Here is a 20,758-nt window from a genome sequence, read left to right as displayed (position 1 = left end):
ATGAAACTGGAAAGACCAAAGTGGCCGGAAAACAAAAAATGCAGCGCCATGATCACCATCAACCTGAATGCGGAACTGTTCTGGCTGCAGTTAGATCCCACCTGCAAGGATATGCCGAAAACACTGTCTCTTGGACAGTACGGAATGACAAGAGGCGTGGACCGTATCTTAAAAATACTGGAAGAACGGGGCATCCGCGCAACATTTTTTACTCCTGGATGGGTGGCAGAGCAGTATCCGGATAAGCTGAAAGCCATTGTGGAAAAAGGCCACGAGATCGCAGCACTGGGATATCATCATGAGCATATGGCATTATTATCCGAGGAAGAGCAGGAAAGCGCCATCAAAAAAGGAATCGCTGCGATTGAAAAGGTATGCGGCGTTACACCGAAGGGATTTCGTTCCCCGGAAGGCGAGCTGACCCTGGATACGTTACGGATCGCAAAGAAAAACGGCCTGGTGTATTCCAGCAATCTCTGCGATGATGACAGACCATACTGGAAAGATCTGGGTGAGGATAAGATCCTGGAGATCCCTATTCACTGGGTAAACTATGATCTTCCGTATTTTGCGTTCAACTATCATCCGGCATTTCCGGCAGGCCAGGGCAGGATCGCAAATTATACAGGAGTTCTTAACAACTGGAAGGATGAATTTTTCGGATGCCATGAATACGGCCTCTGTTATGTCCTTCAGCTGGATCCGGCAGCCATCGGAGCACCGGGCAGGATCGGACTTCTGGAAGAGCTTCTGGATTATATTGAAACTTTTGATGGTGTATGGTGGACAACCGGTGAGGAAATGTATGACTACTGCCTGAAAAATCAGCAGGAGAAGTAACAGGAAAAACAACACAGGTAACAGATCCCCTGTACTATGTGATCGCAGTTGCCATTATCGTGGTCATCGCAGTTATCACATTTGGCGGAATCAAAAGCGTAACAAAATTTTCCGATGCGGTTGTACCGGTTATGGCAGGGTTATATGTTCTCATCGTACTGGTACTGATCGTTCTGAATATCGGAAAAGTGCCGGGATTCTTTGCGGCTGTATTTGTAGGAGCATTTAAACCAAGCGCTATCTTTGGCGGAGCATTTGGTGTGGCTATGGCACAGGGACTGAAACGAGGACTTTTATCCAATGAGGCTGGTATGGGTACTGCAACACAGGCCTCCTCTATTGCGGATGCCAATCATCCGTGCGAGCAGGGATTCATTCAGTCCATCGGTGTATTTGTAGATACCATCGTGATCTGCTCTCTGGCTGGTTTTGTGGTAACTGCAGGTGCTATCTGGAATAATCCGTCCATTGACTGGGATGTGATGAAGGCAAACAAGATCGGAACGTTCCTGACTTCCGTCAAGGAGCTGGTACCGGGAGACGGAATCCTGGATGTGATCGTATTTATCATCGTGGTCGTTGCATTTGGACTGTTTGCATTTACAACACTTCTCTGTGACCTGACTTATACAGAGATCGCTGCAAACAAGATTTCCAAGAATAAAAAGTTCATCTATTTTACAAGATGCCTTGGAGCGCTGATCTTCGTTCCACTTGGAACCCTGACTGTATTATCCGGACTTCAGCTGGATAACCTGTGGTATGTATCTGACCTGATCAATGTAATCCTGATCTTTGTCAACATCCCGACACTTCTGGTTGGAAGAAAACTGGTTACCAAAGCATATGAGAATTATAAGAAAAATCCAGGCAGGCGTTTTGTGGCATCTGATATCGGAGTAGAATCTGAGGTATGGACTGCGGAGGCAGCAAAGGAGAACAGATAAAAAATGAAAATAAAAGTAATCATGTCAGACAAGGCCATGAGCAGAGAAACCATGGACGCACGTGAGAAAATGCTGAAAGTGGCACTTTCCTCCGATGCTGAGGTTTCCGTGGACTGTATCAAAAAAGGTCCGGACGAGCTGGACTGTAATACAGATGAGGCCTTTGCTGCGGCGGAAATGGTAAAGGAGAGTATCCGTGCGGAAAAAGAGGGATACGATGCCATTGTGATCTACTGCTTCAGCGATGTGGGAATTGATGCCATCCGTGAAAATGTAAGAATTCCGGTGATCGGTCCCGGAGAAACCAGCCTGGCTGCGGCGAGCATGATCTGCAACCGTTTTACGGTGCTGACTTCCGAGAGTATCAATATTCCAAGAACCTACCGTCGTCTGATGCGAAACGGCATTGCCAGGGAAAAAATGGCAGCAGTCCGGGCGCTGGATATTCCGATCGGAGAACTGCGCACCAATCCGGAGGCTACAGAAAAATATCTGAAAGCTGTCTGCAAAAAAGCAGTGGAGGAAGATCATTCCGACGGGATCATCTTAGGTTGTCTTGGAATGGCAGGATATGGAGAAAAGCTGGAAAAGGAACTTCCGGTGAAGATCATTGATCCGGCATTTCTGGCGGTTGCGTATGCGGAATTATGTGTAAGAGTTGGAATGCGGCACATTCCGGCAGTTTATCCGGTTTTTACAAACAGCAGCAATGTAGAATTATAAACTGAAAAACAACAGAGCAGAAACACTTTCCGGATTGGATCCGGAAGGTGTTTTTTTGCATATAAAACAGAGATATGAAACTTGTAAATGTCCGATATTTACGGCATAATAACTTTACAGAATGTTTTTAGGAGGAACCACAGTATGAGGAAAAAAATCAGAGGTCTGATAGCAATGGTTATCTTATTGATCTGCTTTTCAGTACCGGCAGCAGCGGCAACAGAAAGTTTTCATTTTGAGCAGAAAACAGCTTCTGTGCAGGTAGGAAAAACCAAAGAGCTGTCTGTTTACAACAATGGAAGAAAAGTAGATCCAAAGAAAGTCCAGTGGAAAAGCAGCAATCCCAAACTTGCAGCCATATCCAATGGAAAAGTCACCGCAAAGAGCTGGGGAAATGTTCAGATTTATGCTGTTTATGGAGGAAAAAAAATTTCCTGTAAAGTGTATACATATAATCAGCTCATATACACAGATTTTACCGGATATAAAACAACTCCGATAAAAACAAAAACAGGAAAAACAATACAGCTGAAGCCGGAAAAGCATGGAAGCGTGGCAATTTATAAATCTTCGAATACAAAAATCGCGACAGTTTCATCCAGTGGTATTGTAACACCAAAAACAACAGGCACAGTCAAAATAACCTGTGTGTCTTTGGGAAGAAACCGGTATATTGCATCTGCGGAAGTGGTTGTCGGAGCAGAACTGAAATCAGTTTCGACTTCTTCAGAAATCGTAATGGATAAAGGGGAACAGAAAATACTGAAGGTAACTGTCCATCCGGGAAATGCATATGTAAGAACAATAACTTATGCCACATCCAACAGTTCCGTTGTTACAGTATCCAGGACGGGAAAAATTACAGCAAAGGCTCCCGGCCTTGTAAAGATCACAGTGACGGCAGATGGTGGAAAGAAAATAAAAAATACCATACAGGTATACGTTCGAGACAAAAAGACAGGTACATCCAATGCACCTCTGAGTGGAAGTTCTGGTACGATCCTGCACAGAGGATTAAGTCTGGAAGCACCGGAAAACACACTTCCCGCTTTCAGTCTTGCAGGACAGAAAGGTGCGAAGTATGTAGAAACTGATGTACGACAGTTAAAAGACGGGACATTTGTGATTTTTCATGATTCTAATCTGCTGCGTATGTGTGGCGTTGATAAGAGAATTGAAAACCTCACATATCAGGAAGTAAAGAAGTATCCGGTTATTACAGGAACAAATGCTTCTGCATATAAGCATAATATTATTCCTACACTGGAACAGTATCTTCAGTGCTGTAATAAATATTCCATGACACCGGTGATCGAGATCAAATCAAACCTGGATCAGAATGGTGTTGCAAAGTTTAACCAGATCATAAAAAAATCCAGAAAAAGTCCGGTTGTGATCTCGTTTAAGGAAGAACCGCTGATCATGCTCAGACAGATAAACAGAACCGTGAGCATACAGTGGATACTCCGGGATCAGATCACCAGTGCAGCGCTGAATGAATGTGCCAGATATAAATTTGACGTAAGTGCTCAGTATGGATGTACCAACAGAGCTACAATAGCCAGAGCGCATTCGAAAAATATTAAGGTCGCACTGTGGCTGTTTACAGATTCCAGGATTGCAGACTGCTATAAAAACTGGGGTACAGATTATCTTACCTGTGAGAGAATGATGTAAGACGCTGGAGGCTGACAGGTATTCTTCTGTTACGGTTATGCAGAGCATCAGATGGAAGGTCAGAGAATGTTACAGATACCAGTAGAGGAGTTGAAACAGTATGGAAACAGAAATATCAGGAAGATTGCTTATTACCGGAGATCTGCACGGTGATACTGCGGCATTAACGATGATTACCAGACAGCTTCGAGAGGGAGATGCATTATTTGTTGCCGGAGATTTTGGGTTTGTATTCTGGGATAACAGAGATGAGCATGTATTTTTGGATGATGTAGACCGGTTTCTTCAGAAAATAAACGGATATATTATTTTTGCGGATGGAAATCATGAAAATCACCGTGCACTGAATAAATTCCCTGTTGAACAATGGAATAATGCCAGAGTCCATATGATCCGAAGCAGGATCATTCATGTGCTTCGAGGAGAAGTTCTTTGTCTGAAAGGGAAACGAATATTCTGTTTTGGAGGAGCTTTTTCCATAGACAGGGCATATCGTACCCTGAACAAAAGTTACTGGGAGGAAGAGATTCCCTCTGAGGAAGATTATGAGAATGGAAATAAAAATCTTAAGGCCTGTGACTATAAGGTAGATTATGTGATTACACATACCTGTCCGTTAAATCTTATACCTTCACTTGGGGGATATCACTCGGCGATGGAAGAACGGCAATTGCAGAATTATCTGCAGTATGTAAGTGAGACGGTATATGATTCACTGACCCGGTGGTATTTTGGGCACTGGCACAGAGATCAGGAATTTGGCGAAAAGTTCCGTGTGGTCTATCTGGATCTTGTAGATATGGAAACGGGAAAAAAGATCTGGTGATTATCCTTGCTTTTATATTGGTAACAGGCTATACTAATGAGACATATATCTGATTGATGGAGGGTTTTATAAATGAAAATTGCAGCAACATACGATAACGGAAACATTTTCCAGCACTTTGGAAAAACTGAGTTTTTCAAGGTGTATGAGGTAGAGGATAATAAGGTTGTTTCCAGTGAGGTGATCGGTTCCAATGGTACCGGACATGGTGCACTTGCAGGACTTCTTGCAGAGCAGGGAATCAGCGTTCTGATCTGTGGAGGAATCGGTGGCGGAGCACAGAGTGCACTTGCTGAGGCTGGTATTGAGTTATGTTCCGGAGCACAGGGTGATGCAGATGCGGCTGTAGAGGCTTATCTGAAAGGTGAGCTGGTATCTACCGGTGTGAACTGTGATCATCATCATGAGGAGGGACATTCCTGCGGAAGCCATGAAGATGGACACTCCTGCGGCGGACATGAGGAAGGACATTCCTGTGGAAACTGTGGTGGCGGATGTGGTTCCCAGCCGGCTATCACAGGTCCTAATGTTGGAAAAACCTGCCGTACCCATTACAGAGGAACATTTAACGATGGAACACAGTTCGATTCTTCCTATGACCGTGGCGAACCGCTGGAATTCATCTGCGGAGCCGGTCAGATGATCAAAGGTTTTGATGCGGCAGTTGCAAACATGGAAGTCGGACAGGTGGTAGATGTGCACCTGATGCCGGAAGAAGCTTACGGAATGCCGAATCCGGATGCCATCTTTACTCTTGAGATCGCACAGCTTCCAGGTTCCGAGGATCTTACCGTGGGACAGCAGGTATATCTCTCCAACCAGTATGGACAGCCATTCCCGGTTAAAGTAAACGCAAAAGATGAGAAGACTATTACTTTTGATGCCAATCATGAGATGGCAGGTAAAGAGCTGAATTTCAGAATTGAATTAGTTGAAGTGAAATAATAAGAAGTGTTGGGAGGTGCTGTATGGAAGCATATGGCATCTCTCTTTTTGTCTGAAGGAAGGTGGGTTTTCCGGTGAGGATTTCTATGATACCATTTGGATTGCTGTCCGGTTTTATGGACAGTAAAGAAATACGGATCACGGAGCTGGGAGAAGATGGATTCCGGTTTCGGCTGGCAGAAGAATGTCCGGAACCGGAGTGCTTTCTGATCTGTTTTTATGATATGAAAAAAGCCGGGTATCGGAAGGTGGAGATCCGGAAGTTTGAAATGAACGTAGTGGCGGGGACTCTGGAAGCAGAGGAACGGTGCGTACAGGAAAAGGATGGCTCCTTTTTCAGGGAATATTCTGTGAGAGTAGAACAGAAAGACTATGTACAGGAAGTTCAGCGTCTGGCCGGAGAGTACAGCAGATATATTCGTCTGAAACTGGATGGCGACGATGGAGAGCTGGCGAAGACGCTGACCGGTTATCCTGCGGAACTGGATGAGGTGCATTGTGAGAGCCTGGAAGAGCAGAAGAAGCTGTGGTTTGGAGGGAATTCCAGTTCTGTAAGACGAAATCCGGATGCAGATCAGAGTGTAGAAGAATCATTTTTGGACAAAGGGACAGAGCTTGCCTTGGAATTAAACGGCCCTTCTCTGTATGAAGAATACCTGTGTCAGCCTTTGCAGGATTTTCTGGCTTCTTACTGGCAGAAGAATTATCTCACTCACAGCTGGCTTGCCGGTCGCACACCGGAAAGATTTTATATTGGAAATCAGTTTTGCCATAACCTGTTTCCAACAGAAGAACAGCTTTTTTCTATTATGGATAAAATGCGTTCGGAAGACCTGGAGGTTACACTGGCATTTTCCTATATCCGGGAATTTATGCTTTCGTCCGTGGAAAAACTTCTGGAAAAAGTGGATAACTGGTGTTGTGTTCATGGGGTGAATGTGGAAATTGTGGTCAATGACTGGGCCATGGTGGAGATACTACGTGGAAAAACTTCACATTTAAGTCCGGTTTTTGGGACACTGCTCAATAAACGTAAGAAAGATCCGCGGATGAAATATAAATCCGGAGATACCGCATTATTTCAGCACAACAGTCTGAATGCGGAATTTTACCGGGATTTTCTGGCGAAAGAATTTCATATCCACAGATATGAATGGGAATCCTGCGGTTATCCACAGGAGTTTCCACCAGGGAAAAACAGCATTCATCTGCCTTTTTATCAGACGAATACATCCCAGTATTGTCCGCTGTACGCCCTGTGCACCACAGGAGATCGTGGTATGCAGCAGCTTGCGGAACACTGTCCGAAATTCTGTGAAAAATATTCGTTGCTTTACCCGGAACATTTACACATGATCGGGAGGTATAACTCTCTGTTCGGTGTGGATAAAACACTTCTGGAGTCACCGGAAATGTGGAAAAAAATAAAGGGAATAAAACCGGACCGTATTGTTGTGAATCTGTGACAGGGAGGAAAGAACTATGAAAATCACAGCTGGATTAGGGTCCATAGATGAATATGAACGTTTCGTGCAGGCAGGAGCAGATGAATTTTTCTGCGGCTATGTTCCGTTTTCCTGGGCGGAAAAATATGGCACGATAATGCCGTTAAACCGCAGAGAAGTTCTCTGCTACAATGTGCAGCTTGGCGCATACAGTGAGCTGGAGATCCTTTCCCATATGGTGAAAAAATATAAAAAGCCGGTACATCTCACCTTCAATTCTCTGTATTATCTTCCAGAACAGTATCCGGAGATCGGGGATATTATAGAACGGTGCATGGAACTGGGATTTCGAAGCTATATCCTTGCAGATCCGGCACTTCCTGTTTATCTGAAAAACAGGGGGATTTCCTGCGAGATCCATCTCAGCGGAGAGACAGGGGAAGTGAACAGTGAGATGGTAAAAATGTTCCGGCGTTTTCCGCTGAAGCGGATAATTTTTCACCGGAAAAATACATTCCAGGATATGCAGTCCGTGATCGCATCTCAGAGAGCCTTTGAAAAACAGACAGGGATCCGGCCGGAAGAGAGGATGGAATTCGAAGCTTTTGTGCTCAACGAAATGTGTCAGTTTACGGGAGCTTTCTGTAATTCTCTGCATTGTGATGAGATGGGATATCTTTGCAGGGTGCCTTACTGGCTTGGAACGGTACAGGATGGTGATGTTGTTCCGGAAAAGTTGCAGATTCTTCAGGAACGGTCCTGGGAGCAGGAGCCAGATCCATCTGCTTATGATGACACAGGCTATCTCTGTGGAGAAACCGGTTGTGGATTATGTGCCCTGTACAGGATGAGGCAGGCGGGGATCACTCATCTCAAGCTGGTTGGCCGTGGAAATTATGTGGATCACATGGAAAAAGATATCCGGAATCTGCGGACTGCACTGGATATTCTGGAAATGGCGGAAAATGAGGAAAAATTCCAGTGTACGATAAAACGTACAATGTTTCCCAATGGGTGCAGCGGAAAGTGTTATTATCGCTAATGTAGTGTGATATTTTTCGGTTGGAGTTGCAGTTTTGAGTGGGGTATTATAATATTAGGAGCAGACTTTTGCAGAATCAGGAAAGGATATTGCGAATTTATGCTGAAACAGTTTTTTAAGTATATTTTTCAGAGTATTGCAGGTATGATCGGGATATCGGTTTATATTCTGGCGGATACATTTTTTATATCGGTTCATTCCGGAGCGGACGGACTGGCTGTTCTGAATCTGATCCTTCCGGTATATGGTGTGGTATATGCCATCGGAGCCATGATCGGTATTGGTTCGGCCACCCGATTCGGGATCAACAGGGCCAAGGGGGAAAATACGGATCACTATTTTCTCCAGTCTGTTTTCTGGAGCGTTCTGTGCAGTGTGCCTTTTATCATTACAGGGATTTTTGCACCGGAGAAATTTCTGCATCTTCTTGGCGCAGATGCGGGACTGACTGCTCTTGGAAAAAGTTATCTCCGGATCATGCTGATCACTACGCCACTGTTTATGACCAATTATACGTTTACCGCTTTTGCAAGAAATGACCAGGGAACATCCACAGCTATGACCGGTGCGATTTCTGCCAGTCTGTTTAATATTGTGTTTGACTATATTTTCATGTTCCCTATGAAGCTGGGGCTTGCGGGAGCGGCACTGGCGACAGCCATTAGCCCTGCGATCACCATGGCCATCTGTACCACCCATTACCTGGGGAAAAAGAATCACGTGGGATTCCGGTGGGTACGGCCTTCCATCCGTCATCTGGTTTCCTGCTGTCAGCTTGGAATTTCGGCTTTTGTGGGAGAGCTTTCCTCAGCGATTATTACGATCATTTTTAACATGCTGCTTCTTGGAATTGCGGGAAATGTAAGCGTGGCAGCTTATGGAGTGGTGGCCAATCTTTCTCTTGTTGCAATGTCCATCTTTAACGGATTGGCACAGGGAGCACAGCCTCTTATCAGCAAAAGCTACGGAGAAGGACAGCGTGACCATGTAAAAAGCCTGCTTCGCTGGAGCCTGATCGCCAGTGCAGTGCTGGAAGCGGTGACGATTCTGGTGGTGTGGGGATTTACGGATAACCTGATTGCTGTTTTTAACAGTGAAAATAATCAGCAGCTTCTGGATTATGCCCACGTGGGACTGCGGATTTATTTCCTGGGATTCCTGTTCGCAGGGATCAACATTATGCTGGTGGCATATTTTTCGGCAGTGGACCGTGCTGTTCCGGCAATTACTGGATCTCTTATGCGTGGAGTGATCGCCATTGCCATCAGTGCGGTGATCCTTTCCAGACTGTTTGGGATCAACGGAGTGTGGAGTTCATTTTTGAGCTCGGAGATCATTACCTTTGTCGTACTTCTTGTGCTGGCGAAGGCAGGGGAGAAAAGAGGATTAAAAAATGAAATTTGATCGTGTAAGAAAAGAAGAGGCAGATACCGTTTTAAAATTATATCGTTCGTTGCTGGGAACGCCCTACTGTGTGTGGACAGAAGACTACCCGACAGAAAAAGAGGTGGAATTTGATTTTTCCAGAGATGCCCTGTTCTGTATGCGGGACGATGACGGGAATATCATAGGTGTGATTTCCATTGATGATGATCCAAACGTGGAATGTCTCACATGTTGGTCGAAAACCATGGTGCCGTCAGCGGAAGTCTCCCGGGTGGGAGTATACCAGGAATTTCAGAATCAGGGAATTGCCCGGAAACTTCTCGTGGGCGTGATGGAAGAACTGAAGAACCGGGGATATCAGGCCGTGCATTTCCTTGTTGCAAAAGATAATGTAAAAGCGCTCCGTTCTTATGATAAGCTGAATTTTGAGAGCGTGGGAGAGTGCGAACTCTGGGGACATATGTACTGGTGTTATGAGAAAGCATTATAGAAAGAATTGAAAAAAATATGCACTTTTCAGACTGGGTATTGATGAACAACCAGTAAGGGAGGTGCATATTTTTGTATAAATCGCAAGTGCTTCGATCATGTTTAAGATAATGTATCCGCCGACAGAGGCATTTAAATCCTCCGGCAGCTGTCCCTCTCAATTAGATGATGGGGCACAATGATCTTCGTAGCTGGAAGGTTCGGGTTTTCAATATGGCTGATCATCTGCGTAGCTGCCTCCATTCCAAGCTGTCCGGAATTGATATCAATGGAAGTCAGCTGGGGTGAGGTCAGTCTGGCAAACAGTGAGTTGTTAAAGGAAAGAATGGACAGATCTTCCGGTATGGAAATCCCCGCTTCCATGCAGATACGCTCCAGGGAAAGTGCCAGGATGTCATCACTGACCAGCATGGCGGTTGGACGGTCGTTACCTGTAAGCAGTTTCCGAAGCTCCTGAAATTCATTCTGGGATACTCCCGGAACTTCGATACAATATTCCGGCTGTACCGTCAGTCCGTGGTTCAGAAGAGCTGCCATATAGCCTGTTTTTCGGTCTGCGGAAAAGACCAGAGAATTATCGACACCCAGATATGCGATCTTCCGGTGGCCCAGTGCATAGAGATATTCGGTGGCTTCCTGTCCGGCCAGAAGGTTATCGTTATCAATATAGATCGTGTGGTTCGTGTACTGTGCCGGTTTTCCGATAAGGATATAGAGAAGTCCCTCACTGAAAAGAAAATCAATGACAGGGTCGTTCACACGGGAATAAAGAACAATAAATCCATCCACTTTACCACTTCTGGACATGGAACGGACTGCAGTCAGAATCTCTTCTTCATTCTGTCCGGTGACAATGGTGCTGATATACTGATGGGCGTTACAGTAGTGGCTGATTCCACGGATCGCCTCCAGGTAAAAAGAATTCTCATAAGTTTCTTTCGGTGACGGAGGCAGGATAATACCGATGGAGCGGGAAATCTGAGCGGCCAGATTGCTGGCCTGGAAATTCGGCTCATAGCCAAGCTCTGCCATGGCTTTTCGTACACGTTCCTTGGTTTCCTCACTGATGGATGGATTATTCTTGCAGGTTCTGGAAACAGTGGAAGGGGACACCCCGGCCAGAGCTGCCACATCTTTGATGGTTACTGCCATAAAATTTGCCTCCTTATGGATATGCCGGATCAAAGCGGAAGTATGCCTCTGATCCGGCTTTTTTATCTCAGTCTGATAGAGATATTGTAGTTCATAACAAGGATACTGTCAAACATATTGCACGTAAAATTGCATGAAATTGCGTAAAAACAGATGCACAGAGAATCAGGTAGTGAGATGCAGACAGATTTCTGCTTGGAATGATGAAAAACTGCACAAAATCAGGATGTAAAAATTGTAAGAAAGGTAGAAAAGACAAAAATGCATTGCACTTCATGCAAAATGGACGTATAATTTACGCAAACGGTTGCGTAAATTATATGAATATGCATCCGTGAGAGGATAATAGATAAGATGCTCTGAGATGCAGGGCTCAACATAAGGAGAGAAAAGATATGGATAAAAGAGCAGCCGGCATTCTGATGCCGATCACAAGCCTGCCGTCAGAGTACGGTATCGGATGTTTTTCAAAAAGTGCATATGATTTTGTGGACTGGCTGAAAGAAGCAGGACAGAGCTACTGGCAGATCCTTCCCCTTGGCCCGACAAGCTACGGAGATTCTCCGTACCAGTCCTTTTCCACTTTTGCGGGAAATCCGTACTTTATCAGCCTGAAGGCTCTGGTGGAAGAGGGAGTTCTTACAAAAGAGGAATGCGAGAAAGTCAACTGGGGAAAAAGGGCGGACAGCGTAGACTACGAGAAGATTTACAAAGGCCGCTATAAACTTCTCCGCAAAGCATACGAAAACAGCAACATCAGCGAGAATCCGGATTATCAGAGATTCGTGGCGGAAAACAACTGGTGGCTTTCCGACTATGCACTTTTTATGGCTGTGAAAGATCAGTTTGGCGGTGTGGAGTGGACCAAATGGGCGGAGGATATCCGTCTCCGCTGGGAAAACGCTATGGACTATTACCGCAGAGAGCTGTATTTTGACATTGAATTCCAGCAGTATATGCAGTTTAAATTCTATGAACAGTGGATGAAACTGAAAAAATATGCCAATGAAAAAGGTATCCAGATCATTGGGGATATTCCGATCTATGTAGCTATGGACAGTGCGGATACCTGGGCTCATCCGGAGCTTTTCCAGCTGGATGAGGAGAATGTGCCAACAGCTGTAGCCGGATGCCCGCCAGATGGATTTTCCGCAACAGGACAGCTCTGGGGAAATCCTCTGTACCGCTGGGATTATCACAGAAATACAGGATATCAGTGGTGGATCTCCAGACTGAGTTACGTGTTCCGCCTTTATGATGTGGTAAGAATTGACCATTTCCGTGGTTTTGATGAGTATTTTTCCATTCCGTACGGTGCGGAAAATGCCATTGGCGGCCACTGGGAAAAAGGCCCGGGAATCGATCTGTTCCGCAAAGTGGAGCAGGCCCTTGGCTGGAAGCAGGTCATTGCGGAGGATCTTGGTTATGTGACAGATTCTGTTCGCCAGCTTGTCCATGACAGTGGTTTCCCGGGAATGAAAGTCCTTGAGTTTGCTTTTGATTCCAGGGATTCCGGATGTGCCAATGATTACCTTCCGCATAACTATCCGGAGAATAGTGTGGCATACACGGGAACCCACGATAATGAGACTATTGCCGGATGGTGGAAGAGCATTACTGTAAAAGAGCGTAAACTTGCCAGAGATTATCTCTGTGATAACTGGACACCGGATAAAGATCTGTACAAATGTTTTATCAGTCTTGTGATGAGAAGCAGCGCAAAGCTTTGTGTGATCCCCATGCAGGATTACATGGGTCTGGATAACAGCTGCAGAATGAACCAGCCGTCCACAGTAGGAAAGAACTGGAAATGGAGGATCCGCAGGAGAGAGCTGACTGCGAAACTTCAGAAGGAGATCCACGGGATCGCACTTCGCTACGGACGGATGAACTGGTCCGATTAAAAGGAATATTTGTGAGGTATATTCCGTTTAAACGGGACGTAGAGGAAAGTGGAAAGATTTTAGATAGAATCGTGTTTTTTTGTGTGATATAATGCTGTTTCGTGAAGGCAGCTGTCAGTAAAGGGGGAGGCTGACAGCTGCTTTTTTCGTTTATAAAGACGCCGGGATGCAGGTGAGATGTCTGCTTTGCATGCGTCAGATTTTTTTACTAAGGGGAGAATTATGACAGGAAAAACACACGCGGCAGTCGGACTCGGAACAGTGCTGGCAGTTACACAGCCTTCCACTGTTTCCGGTCTGGTACTTGCCGCAGGAACGGGAATGCTTGGAGCACTGATCAGTGACATTGATGTGGGAACTTCCAAGTCCCATAAAGATGCGGATCGGATCACATTGATCGCGGTATTGCTCGTGGCAGCAGAGATCGCACTGAATTATTTTTGCAATTTTTCCATCTGGGAGAAGATCCGCAATGACAAATCCGTGGCACCGGTAGCTATGGGAGTTATTATTTTTATTGCAGTCTGTGCTTTTGGGAAAAATCAGCCGCACCGGTCATTTATGCATTCGATCATGGCTATGGCTATTTTGAGCGGAGCGCTTTCTATGGTATCTGTACAGATGGTACCTTATTTTGTGGTGGGATTTGCGTCCCATCTGGTACTGGACTGTTTTAACCGGAAACGGGTACGGATCCTGTATCCTCTGCCTGGAGGGATTGCATTGGATTTCTGTAAAGCAGGAGGTTTTGTGGACTCTCTGCTTTTCAAACTGGGCTCTGTGGCGGTAATCTTTGAGATCGTGTATCTGGCTGTGCGGATGGGTGAGAGCTGGAAGTTTTTTCAGATGTAGGATGCATAGAATATCCGCTTGACTGTGCAGGACAATAAAAAAAGAGCAGATTTTCCATTGTGGTGAGTCTTCTTCACTGGACAGGACCAGTGAAGAAGATGTCCGCAAATATGGAAGATCTGCTCTTTTTTATAAATATGTAAGTGAAATTATTTTTTCTTTTTGCAGGCACATGCAGTATAAAGTACGTCTGTGGAAGAGTTCAGCGCTGTCTCGCAGGAATCCTGGATAACACCTACGATGAAACCGACACCAACTACCTGCATGGCAACGTCGTTCGGGATTCCGAAAAGGCTGCAGGCCATCGGGATCAGAAGAAGAGAACCACCGGCAACTCCGGAAGCACCTGCCGCACTTGCAGCAGCCAGGATGCAGAGGATCAGAGCGGTCGGGAAATCTACGCTGATACCAAGGGTATGTGCAGCTGCCAGAGCCATGATGGAGATTGTGATCGCAGCACCACCCATGTTAATGGTCGCACCAAGAGGGATGGAGATGGAGTATGTATCCTCATCAAGTCCAAGGTCTTTACAGAGCTCCATGTTTACCGGAATGTTGGCAGCAGAGCTTCTTGTGAAGAATGCGGTGAGACCACTGTCTTTCAGGCAGCGAAGAACCAGCGGATATGGATTCTGGCGTGTGCAGATAAAAGTAACGATCGGATTCAGTACAAGTGCTACAAACAGCATGGTTCCAACCAGTACACAGATCAGACGGCCATAGCTTAAGAGTACGCCAAGTCCCTGCTCGGAGATGGTTGTGAAGATCAGTCCCATGATACCGAATGGAGCGAGGTTGATGATCCATCTTACTGCTGTGGAAGTTGCCTCGGAAATGTTTTCGATGACGGTCTTGGTTGTTTCACTTGCGGCCTTCAGTGCAATACCGAAGATGATAGCCCATGCGAGGATACCGATATAGTTTGCGTTCACAAGTGCGTCAACCGGGTTGGAAACAATGTTCATCAGAAGGTTTTTAAGAACCTCAGCAACACCGCTTGGCGGGGTGATGTCGGAAGTATTTGTATTCTCGGAAAAAGTCAGCATGATCGGGAACAGACGGCTGGAGATAACAGCTGCCAGTGCTGAGAGTACATTTCCCAGAAGATAAAGTACAACGACGAATTTCATGTTTGTTTTCTGGCCCTTTCCCATATGGCACAGAGAGCTCATTACCAGGAAGAACACCAGGAGCGGAGCAATTCCACGGAGAGCGCCGACGAACAGGTCACCGAGAATGGAGATCACAGACGCCTGCGGAATTGCAAGTCCGAGGATGATACCAACGATCAGTCCGCAGATGATACGCTTGATCAGATTGATGCTGTTCCATTTTTGAATCAGGTTTTTCATAACTACTTTCCTCTTTCCTATTGTATGAGTGGGCATTTTACTGCTTTGAAATAGAATATTACTACTGCATCACGTAAAAGCACAATATAGCAATTATATACAATTTTGTCCGCCTTGTAAAGACAAATGTACATAATTGGAGAAAAATATGAAAAAACCCGGCGTAAGGCTGTTCTGCTTACGCCGGGTTATCGTCTTTCAGCAATAAGACTCCGACCATTAAGAGTGGAGATGAATTGCGTTCGTTATGTACGTATTTTTTTGAAGCTGATAGCAAAGAAAAGAGTTTCCGCAAATCCGGTGATCCCCCATGAGAAGATATAAAGAAGATACAGCGCGGATATCGTCTGGAAATGTGCGAACACCGTGTAGATCCAGATGATACGGAATACACAGGATCCCAGGATGACGATAACGGTGGGAGGGATACTTTTTCCGATGCCACGGGAAGCTGCGATACTGCTATCCATAAAACAGCTGAAGGCATAACAGAAGCCCATGATCCGGATCCTCTGCATACCTGCATCGATAACAGCCGGTTCTGTAGCAAACAGCGACAGGAACTGCCGGCCAAAGATCAGAAGCAGCCCACCCAGGATCGCGCCGGAAATAAATGCATATGTAATACTGATGCCGTAGGATTTCAGCATTCGTTTTTTGTTTCCGGCACCCCAGTTCTGACCGATGAAGCTTGCACATGCAGTATAGAAAGCAAACATGACGTTATAGATCAGGGAGTCTGCATTTGCAGCGGCGGCATTTCCGGAAACCATGACTGCATCAAAAGAGTTGACACCGGCCTGTACGAACAGATTAGCAATGGCAAAGATACCGTTTTGGAGTCCTGTAGGGATACCCAGGAGCAATACGGCTTTGCAGGCCTTGGGATGAAGGCGGATCTTTCTCAGTGATACTTTGCAGTCATCGGTTCGTCTCAGGAGATGGCTCATAACCAGAAATGCAGATACATACAGGGAGATCGCACTGGCAGTTGCCACACCTGCGGCGGCCATATGGCAGACGATAACAAAAAACAGGTTCAGAAGAACATTGATCACTCCGGCAATGGAAAGATAGATCAGTGGTCGTTTCGTATCGCCGCGGGCACTTAAAACACCGTTACCAAAATTGTATACAGCCATGGCAGGCATGCCCAGAGCGTAAATCTTCATATATAAAACAGCCTGGTCGATCAGTTCCGGCTTTGTGTTCATCATGGCCAGCATCTGTCCGGAAAACATAAGACAGATGATACAGACCAGAAGACCTGCGATGGCACAGAGAAGAAGGGATGTATGGATCGTTTCTTCCGTGCCTTTTCTGTTTCCGGCGCCAAGTTCGTGGGCTACACGGACGTTGACACCGGCACCCATGCCGATCAGGATTCCGGTAAACAAAGTGACCAGAAGCGTTGTGGAACCCACAGCTCCAAGTGCCAGGTAGTCCGCAAACCGTCCTACAACCGCAACATCGCTTAAGTTAAAAAGAACCTCCAACACCTGAGACCCCATCAAGGGAAGGCTGAAGAGGAGGATATTTTTCCAGAGAGAACCGGAAGTCATCTCTATGGAATGAGTTTTCTTTTTTTCATTTTCACACATAAAATTACCTCATAAAAAGTATATAAAATTCCTTCATCCAGGTTATACAATACTCTGTTGAAAAAGGTTTGTAAAGAGGGGAAAACCGCGTAAAATAAATATTTTTCGGGCAGATTCTACTTGACATATCCGGTGGTTCATCATAAGCTGTTGAGAGATATGGAAAAATCGAAAAGTCTTTGAAAAAAGGGGAAAAATACACATGAATAACTGGGACAATGTACGTCTGGTACCGGAGTTTAACGAGCAGGGTGTCGCATGCTATCGTCTTGATGGCGGAGATTATGTAAACGAATATTATATTACTTCAGAGGCAGAGACAAGAAAGCTTCTGAATACTCCGGAAGTGGTAGGATATGAGGTATATAACTGTCTGATCCCGTCTACCTGCCAGATGCTTTATTATCTGAAGGAGCAGAAGAAGGTTACCACTGCAAATATTCTTTCTATCTTAAGAGGGGCGCTGAATTATCCTCTTGAGGAAGCCTGTTATAAAGAGCATATCCGTGTTCATGATATCAGCTTTCTTTCCAGCGAGCGTGTTTTTGCGGAAGATGAGATGACAGGGCTTGAGATCAAGTACAGCAAACTGACCATGGTTCCGGACAGTACTCTGATGATCGGTGATATCATCGCAAGTGGTGAAACACTGATCCATTGTCTCCGTTATGTGACTGATTTTTACAGAGAACGTGGGACAAAACTTCGTAATATTATCATCTTTACTATTGGAGGAACCAGGGGAATCGATATTCTTGAGAACCTGACAAAAGAGATCCGCGAGTTCTGGCCGGAGTTTGAAGGATTTATCACGGTATTTTATGAAGGAATTTTTTCCACCTATCAGGATAAAGGCGTTTCCGGGATCAATCTTCCGGATGTCGATTTCTACTGGAAGGGTGGAATCGTTGCACCGGAATTTCGAAGAGAGACACTTTCCATGTGCAGCCCTCTTTTTGAAAAATGTATTATCTACGATGGCGGCGCAAGACGTTATGAGATCCATGAGCATGTAGAGGAAGTCCTGGAATTCTGGGAGGGAATCCTGGAGCGCGCGGACAAGATCGACTTCAAGGAGCTTCTGGATGAGAAACTTGGCTATCCGACACCGATCAGCTACGAAGACTGGCTGGCTCACAACCACTACCAGGAGATCCGCCCTGCCGACACCAAATGGCTCTACCGCCAGGAGCAGGGGTATATCGAGAGCATGAAGAACATCACACTGAAAGAACTTGCCGAGCAGAGGATCGGAGAGTTTCGAAGTGCATTGAGGAAATACATTCTGTAACAGTTCAGAGAATAAGACGTATGTAAAGACAGACCGTAGCAAGCTTGCTTGTGTAGGGCTGCCTTTATTTACGTCTATGGGCGGGACGCCCATGAAGTCTGGGAGACGGAGCTGCGAAGCAGCGCAGAGAGAGCGAAGCGAACGGTTCCCAGACTTGCTCTGAACGTACGGAGGAGAAGAGTAGTGTGCGGAACAGACCGGAGCAAGCTTTAATGTAACGCATTCTTATAATCAGAAAATTGCGCTGGGAATTGTGGCAGAAGCGAAAGCAGATTATTATGATATGTTTACAAAGTTGAAAACGGAAATAGAATCAAATTGGATTTAACGGCAAAAATAAGATAATCAAAGAAAAGGAGATAAGAATATGCCATACATTAAAAACATCGAACACGAAAAAGTAGTAGATCTTGCAGGTGAAGTCCAGTACATGCCGGGACAGGTGGTGAGCAAAACTCTGGCGCAGAATGAGGCGGTCAGTGTGACACTTTTTGCTTTTGAGAAAGGTGAGGAGATCGGAACTCATGATTCCAAAGGTGATGCCATGGTGACGGTTCTGGATGGTGTTGGAGAATTTACCGTAGGTGGTGTAAAACATGTCTGCAAAGCAGGCGAAGCTCTGGTAATGCCGGCAACCATTCCTCATGCAGTTTATGCGGTAGAGCGTTTTAAGATGCTTCTGACTGTTGTATTTCCAATCGAGAAATAAAACGGAATAATGAACTGGATAATTATGGATTGAACGTTGCTTTCAGTATGAACAATGGTATAATAAATGATAGCAATGAGACAGTATTTTCAGAAATATTGAAAATATAAAATACAGCAGACCAAGGAGGATCCTGTAACAATGAAAATTGGAAATGATATTTATTATGTAGGTGTAAATGACCATCAGGTAGACCTGTTTGAGGGACAGTACGTAGTACCAAACGGAATGTCCTATAACTCCTACGTGATCAAAGATGAGAAGATCGCAGTTATGGACACAGTAGATACCAACTTTACAGAAGAATGGCTGGGAAAAGTAGCAGAAGTTCTGGATGGCGCGAAACCGGATTATCTGGTAGTTCAGCATATGGAGCCGGACCACGCCGCAAATATTGAGAACTTTATGAAAGCATATCCGGATACAACCGTTGTTGCCAATACTAAAACTTTCACCATGATGGAGAACTTCTTCCGTGGAATGGACCTGGAAGGAAAGAAACATATCGTAGCCAACGGTGACAGCCTGACACTTGGAAAACATGTCCTTACTTTTGTATTTGCACCGATGGTTCACTGGCCGGAGGTTATGGTCACATATGACAGCACAGACAAAGTTCTGTTTTCCGCAGATGGATTCGGTAAATTCGGAGCTCTTGATGTGGAAGAAGACTGGGACTGCGAAGCACGCCGCTACTATATCGGAATCGTTGGAAAATACGGCCCGCAGGTACAGAAGCTTCTCAAAGCAGCTGCAACTCTGGATATTCAGACTATCTGCCCGCTTCATGGACCGATCCTTACCGAGAATCTTGGACACTACCTGGAGAAATACGATATCTGGTCTTCCTACAAGGTAGAGAGTGAAGGCGTAATGATTGCTTACACATCCGTATATGGCCATACAAAGAAAGCAGCAGAACTTCTTGCACAGAAACTGGAAGAAAAAGGCTGCCCGAAGGTTGTTGTCTGCGATCTTGCAAGAGAAGATATGGCAGAAGCAGTGGAGGACGCTTTCCGCTACGGCAAACTGGTACTGGCCAGCATTACATATAACGGAGAGGCTTTCCCGTTCATGAGAACATTCATCGAGAACCTGACAGAGCGTAATTACCAGAACCGTACCATCGGCCTCATCGAGAACGGAAGCTGGGCACCTACCGCAGCTAAAGTCATGAAAGGAATGTTCGAGAAGAGCAAAAACATTACATGGCTTGAGAATAATGTGAAGATTATGTCTTCTCTTAGTGATGAGAATGTAGCAGAGATCGATGCGATGGCAGAGGAACTCTGCAAGTAATTTCTGAATGCCAGGCATATGCAGAAGAAACTGAAGATATAACATAATAAAAAGACGTGAACCCGGATTGATAGGTCCTTTCATTTACTGAGTTGTTAATGAGAGAAATATATCAATCCATAAGGTTACGTCTTTTTTATTTACCGAGCAACAGGAAAAAAATATCTGTGCTTGTATAATTTTAGAAGATGCTACAATAGATTAAGCGGCTCGTGAAAAGGATATTTTCGTAGTTGCCGGCAGATCCTGAATTCTGACCTGAGATTAGAGAAAGGGTC

17 protein-coding genes and 1 pseudogene are annotated in these 20,758 nt (G+C 45.3%); 15 read left to right on the top strand and 3 right to left on the bottom strand.

Features of this window, described 5'->3' with window-relative positions; genetic code table 11:
• The 10 genes from GPK81_RS00825 to GPK81_RS00780 all read left to right on the top strand — a co-directional run bounded on the left by GPK81_RS00825 (position 1) and on the right by GPK81_RS00780 (position 10,321).
• A complete protein-coding gene (locus tag GPK81_RS00825) occupies positions 1–840 on the top strand; it encodes a polysaccharide deacetylase family protein (RefSeq protein WP_021976015.1) in 840 nt (279 codons plus the stop codon).
• Positions 813–1,787: an alanine:cation symporter family protein gene (locus GPK81_RS00820; protein ID WP_174088883.1), complete on the top strand. Its 975-nt coding sequence runs from the start codon at positions 813–815 to the stop codon at positions 1,785–1,787. The genes GPK81_RS00825 and GPK81_RS00820 overlap by 28 nt, the downstream gene beginning before the upstream one ends.
• 3 nt (positions 1,788–1,790) lie before the next feature.
• Positions 1,791–2,510 (top strand): aspartate/glutamate racemase family protein, encoded by a 720-nt coding sequence (locus tag GPK81_RS00815; RefSeq protein ID WP_021975859.1) that lies wholly within the window; start codon positions 1,791–1,793, stop codon positions 2,508–2,510.
• 144 nt (positions 2,511–2,654) lie between these two features.
• On the top strand, positions 2,655–4,187 hold the full coding sequence (locus GPK81_RS00810) for a glycerophosphodiester phosphodiesterase family protein (protein ID WP_215706373.1): 1,533 nt from the start codon (positions 2,655–2,657) through the stop codon (positions 4,185–4,187).
• Positions 4,188–4,287: 100 nt separating this feature from the next.
• A complete protein-coding gene (locus GPK81_RS00805) occupies positions 4,288–5,013 on the top strand; it encodes a metallophosphoesterase family protein (protein WP_118071886.1) in 726 nt (241 codons plus the stop codon).
• A gap of 72 nt (positions 5,014–5,085) precedes the next feature.
• Positions 5,086–5,958, top strand: coding sequence for an FKBP-type peptidyl-prolyl cis-trans isomerase (locus GPK81_RS00800; protein ID WP_021975855.1), 873 nt, complete (start codon positions 5,086–5,088; stop codon positions 5,956–5,958).
• Positions 5,959–6,044: 86 nt separating this feature from the next.
• Positions 6,045–7,424, top strand: coding sequence for a hypothetical protein (locus GPK81_RS00795; protein WP_215706372.1), 1,380 nt, complete (start codon positions 6,045–6,047; stop codon positions 7,422–7,424).
• Positions 7,425–7,440: 16 nt separating this feature from the next.
• On the top strand, positions 7,441–8,445 hold the full coding sequence (locus GPK81_RS00790; RefSeq protein ID WP_215706371.1) for a U32 family peptidase: 1,005 nt from the start codon (positions 7,441–7,443) through the stop codon (positions 8,443–8,445).
• A 99-nt stretch (positions 8,446–8,544) separates the two neighbouring features.
• The gene (locus GPK81_RS00785; RefSeq protein ID WP_118063389.1) at positions 8,545–9,849 is read left to right on the top strand and encodes an MATE family efflux transporter; all 1,305 of its coding nucleotides are present in this window, start codon (positions 8,545–8,547) and stop codon (positions 9,847–9,849) included.
• Complete coding sequence (locus GPK81_RS00780; RefSeq protein ID WP_215706370.1) at positions 9,839–10,321, top strand: GNAT family N-acetyltransferase; 483 nt, start codon at positions 9,839–9,841, stop codon at positions 10,319–10,321. The genes GPK81_RS00785 and GPK81_RS00780 overlap by 11 nt, the downstream gene beginning before the upstream one ends.
• 131 nt (positions 10,322–10,452) lie before the next feature.
• On the opposite strand, the gene GPK81_RS00775 is transcribed toward GPK81_RS00780, so the two are convergent.
• Complete coding sequence (locus GPK81_RS00775) at positions 10,453–11,472, bottom strand: LacI family DNA-binding transcriptional regulator (RefSeq protein WP_021975850.1); 1,020 nt, start codon at positions 11,470–11,472, stop codon at positions 10,453–10,455.
• Positions 11,473–11,867: 395 nt separating this feature from the next.
• On the opposite strand from GPK81_RS00775, the gene malQ reads away from it, so the two are divergent.
• Positions 11,868–13,376, top strand: coding sequence for a 4-alpha-glucanotransferase (gene malQ, locus GPK81_RS00770; RefSeq protein WP_118063393.1), 1,509 nt, complete (start codon positions 11,868–11,870; stop codon positions 13,374–13,376).
• Between the two features lie 222 nt (positions 13,377–13,598).
• On the top strand, positions 13,599–14,228 hold the full coding sequence (locus GPK81_RS00765; RefSeq protein ID WP_215706369.1) for a metal-dependent hydrolase: 630 nt from the start codon (positions 13,599–13,601) through the stop codon (positions 14,226–14,228).
• Positions 14,229–14,377: 149 nt separating this feature from the next.
• Here GPK81_RS00765 and sstT read toward each other — a convergent pair whose 3' ends face one another.
• A complete protein-coding gene (gene sstT, locus GPK81_RS00760) occupies positions 14,378–15,580 on the bottom strand; it encodes a serine/threonine transporter SstT (RefSeq protein ID WP_021976052.1) in 1,203 nt (400 codons plus the stop codon).
• A 245-nt stretch (positions 15,581–15,825) separates the two neighbouring features.
• Positions 15,826–17,181, bottom strand: a complete 1,356-nt coding sequence (locus GPK81_RS00755; RefSeq protein ID WP_215706368.1) for an MATE family efflux transporter — start codon at positions 17,179–17,181, stop codon at positions 15,826–15,828.
• A 202-nt stretch (positions 17,182–17,383) separates the two neighbouring features.
• Here GPK81_RS00755 and GPK81_RS00750 point away from each other — a divergent pair, with 202 nt between their 5' ends.
• From GPK81_RS00750 to GPK81_RS00740, 3 genes and pseudogenes are all read left to right on the top strand, one after another.
• Positions 17,384–18,472 (top strand): hypothetical protein, encoded by a 1,089-nt coding sequence (locus tag GPK81_RS00750; protein WP_215706367.1) that lies wholly within the window; start codon positions 17,384–17,386, stop codon positions 18,470–18,472.
• 367 nt (positions 18,473–18,839) lie between these two features.
• A complete protein-coding gene (locus tag GPK81_RS00745) occupies positions 18,840–19,181 on the top strand; it encodes a cupin domain-containing protein (RefSeq protein WP_021976049.1) in 342 nt (113 codons plus the stop codon).
• Positions 19,182–19,322: 141 nt separating this feature from the next.
• Positions 19,323–20,477 (top strand): annotated as a pseudogene (locus GPK81_RS00740) (FprA family A-type flavoprotein); the annotation flags it as partial.
• Positions 20,478–20,758: the final 281 nt, after the last annotated feature.

Source organism: Blautia sp. MCC283 (genome assembly GCF_018785565.1).
Taxonomy (GTDB): domain Bacteria; phylum Bacillota; class Clostridia; order Lachnospirales; family Lachnospiraceae; genus Blautia_A.
Note: the sequence above shows the minus strand (reverse complement) of the source record. Positions and strands in the feature narration are given on the sequence as shown.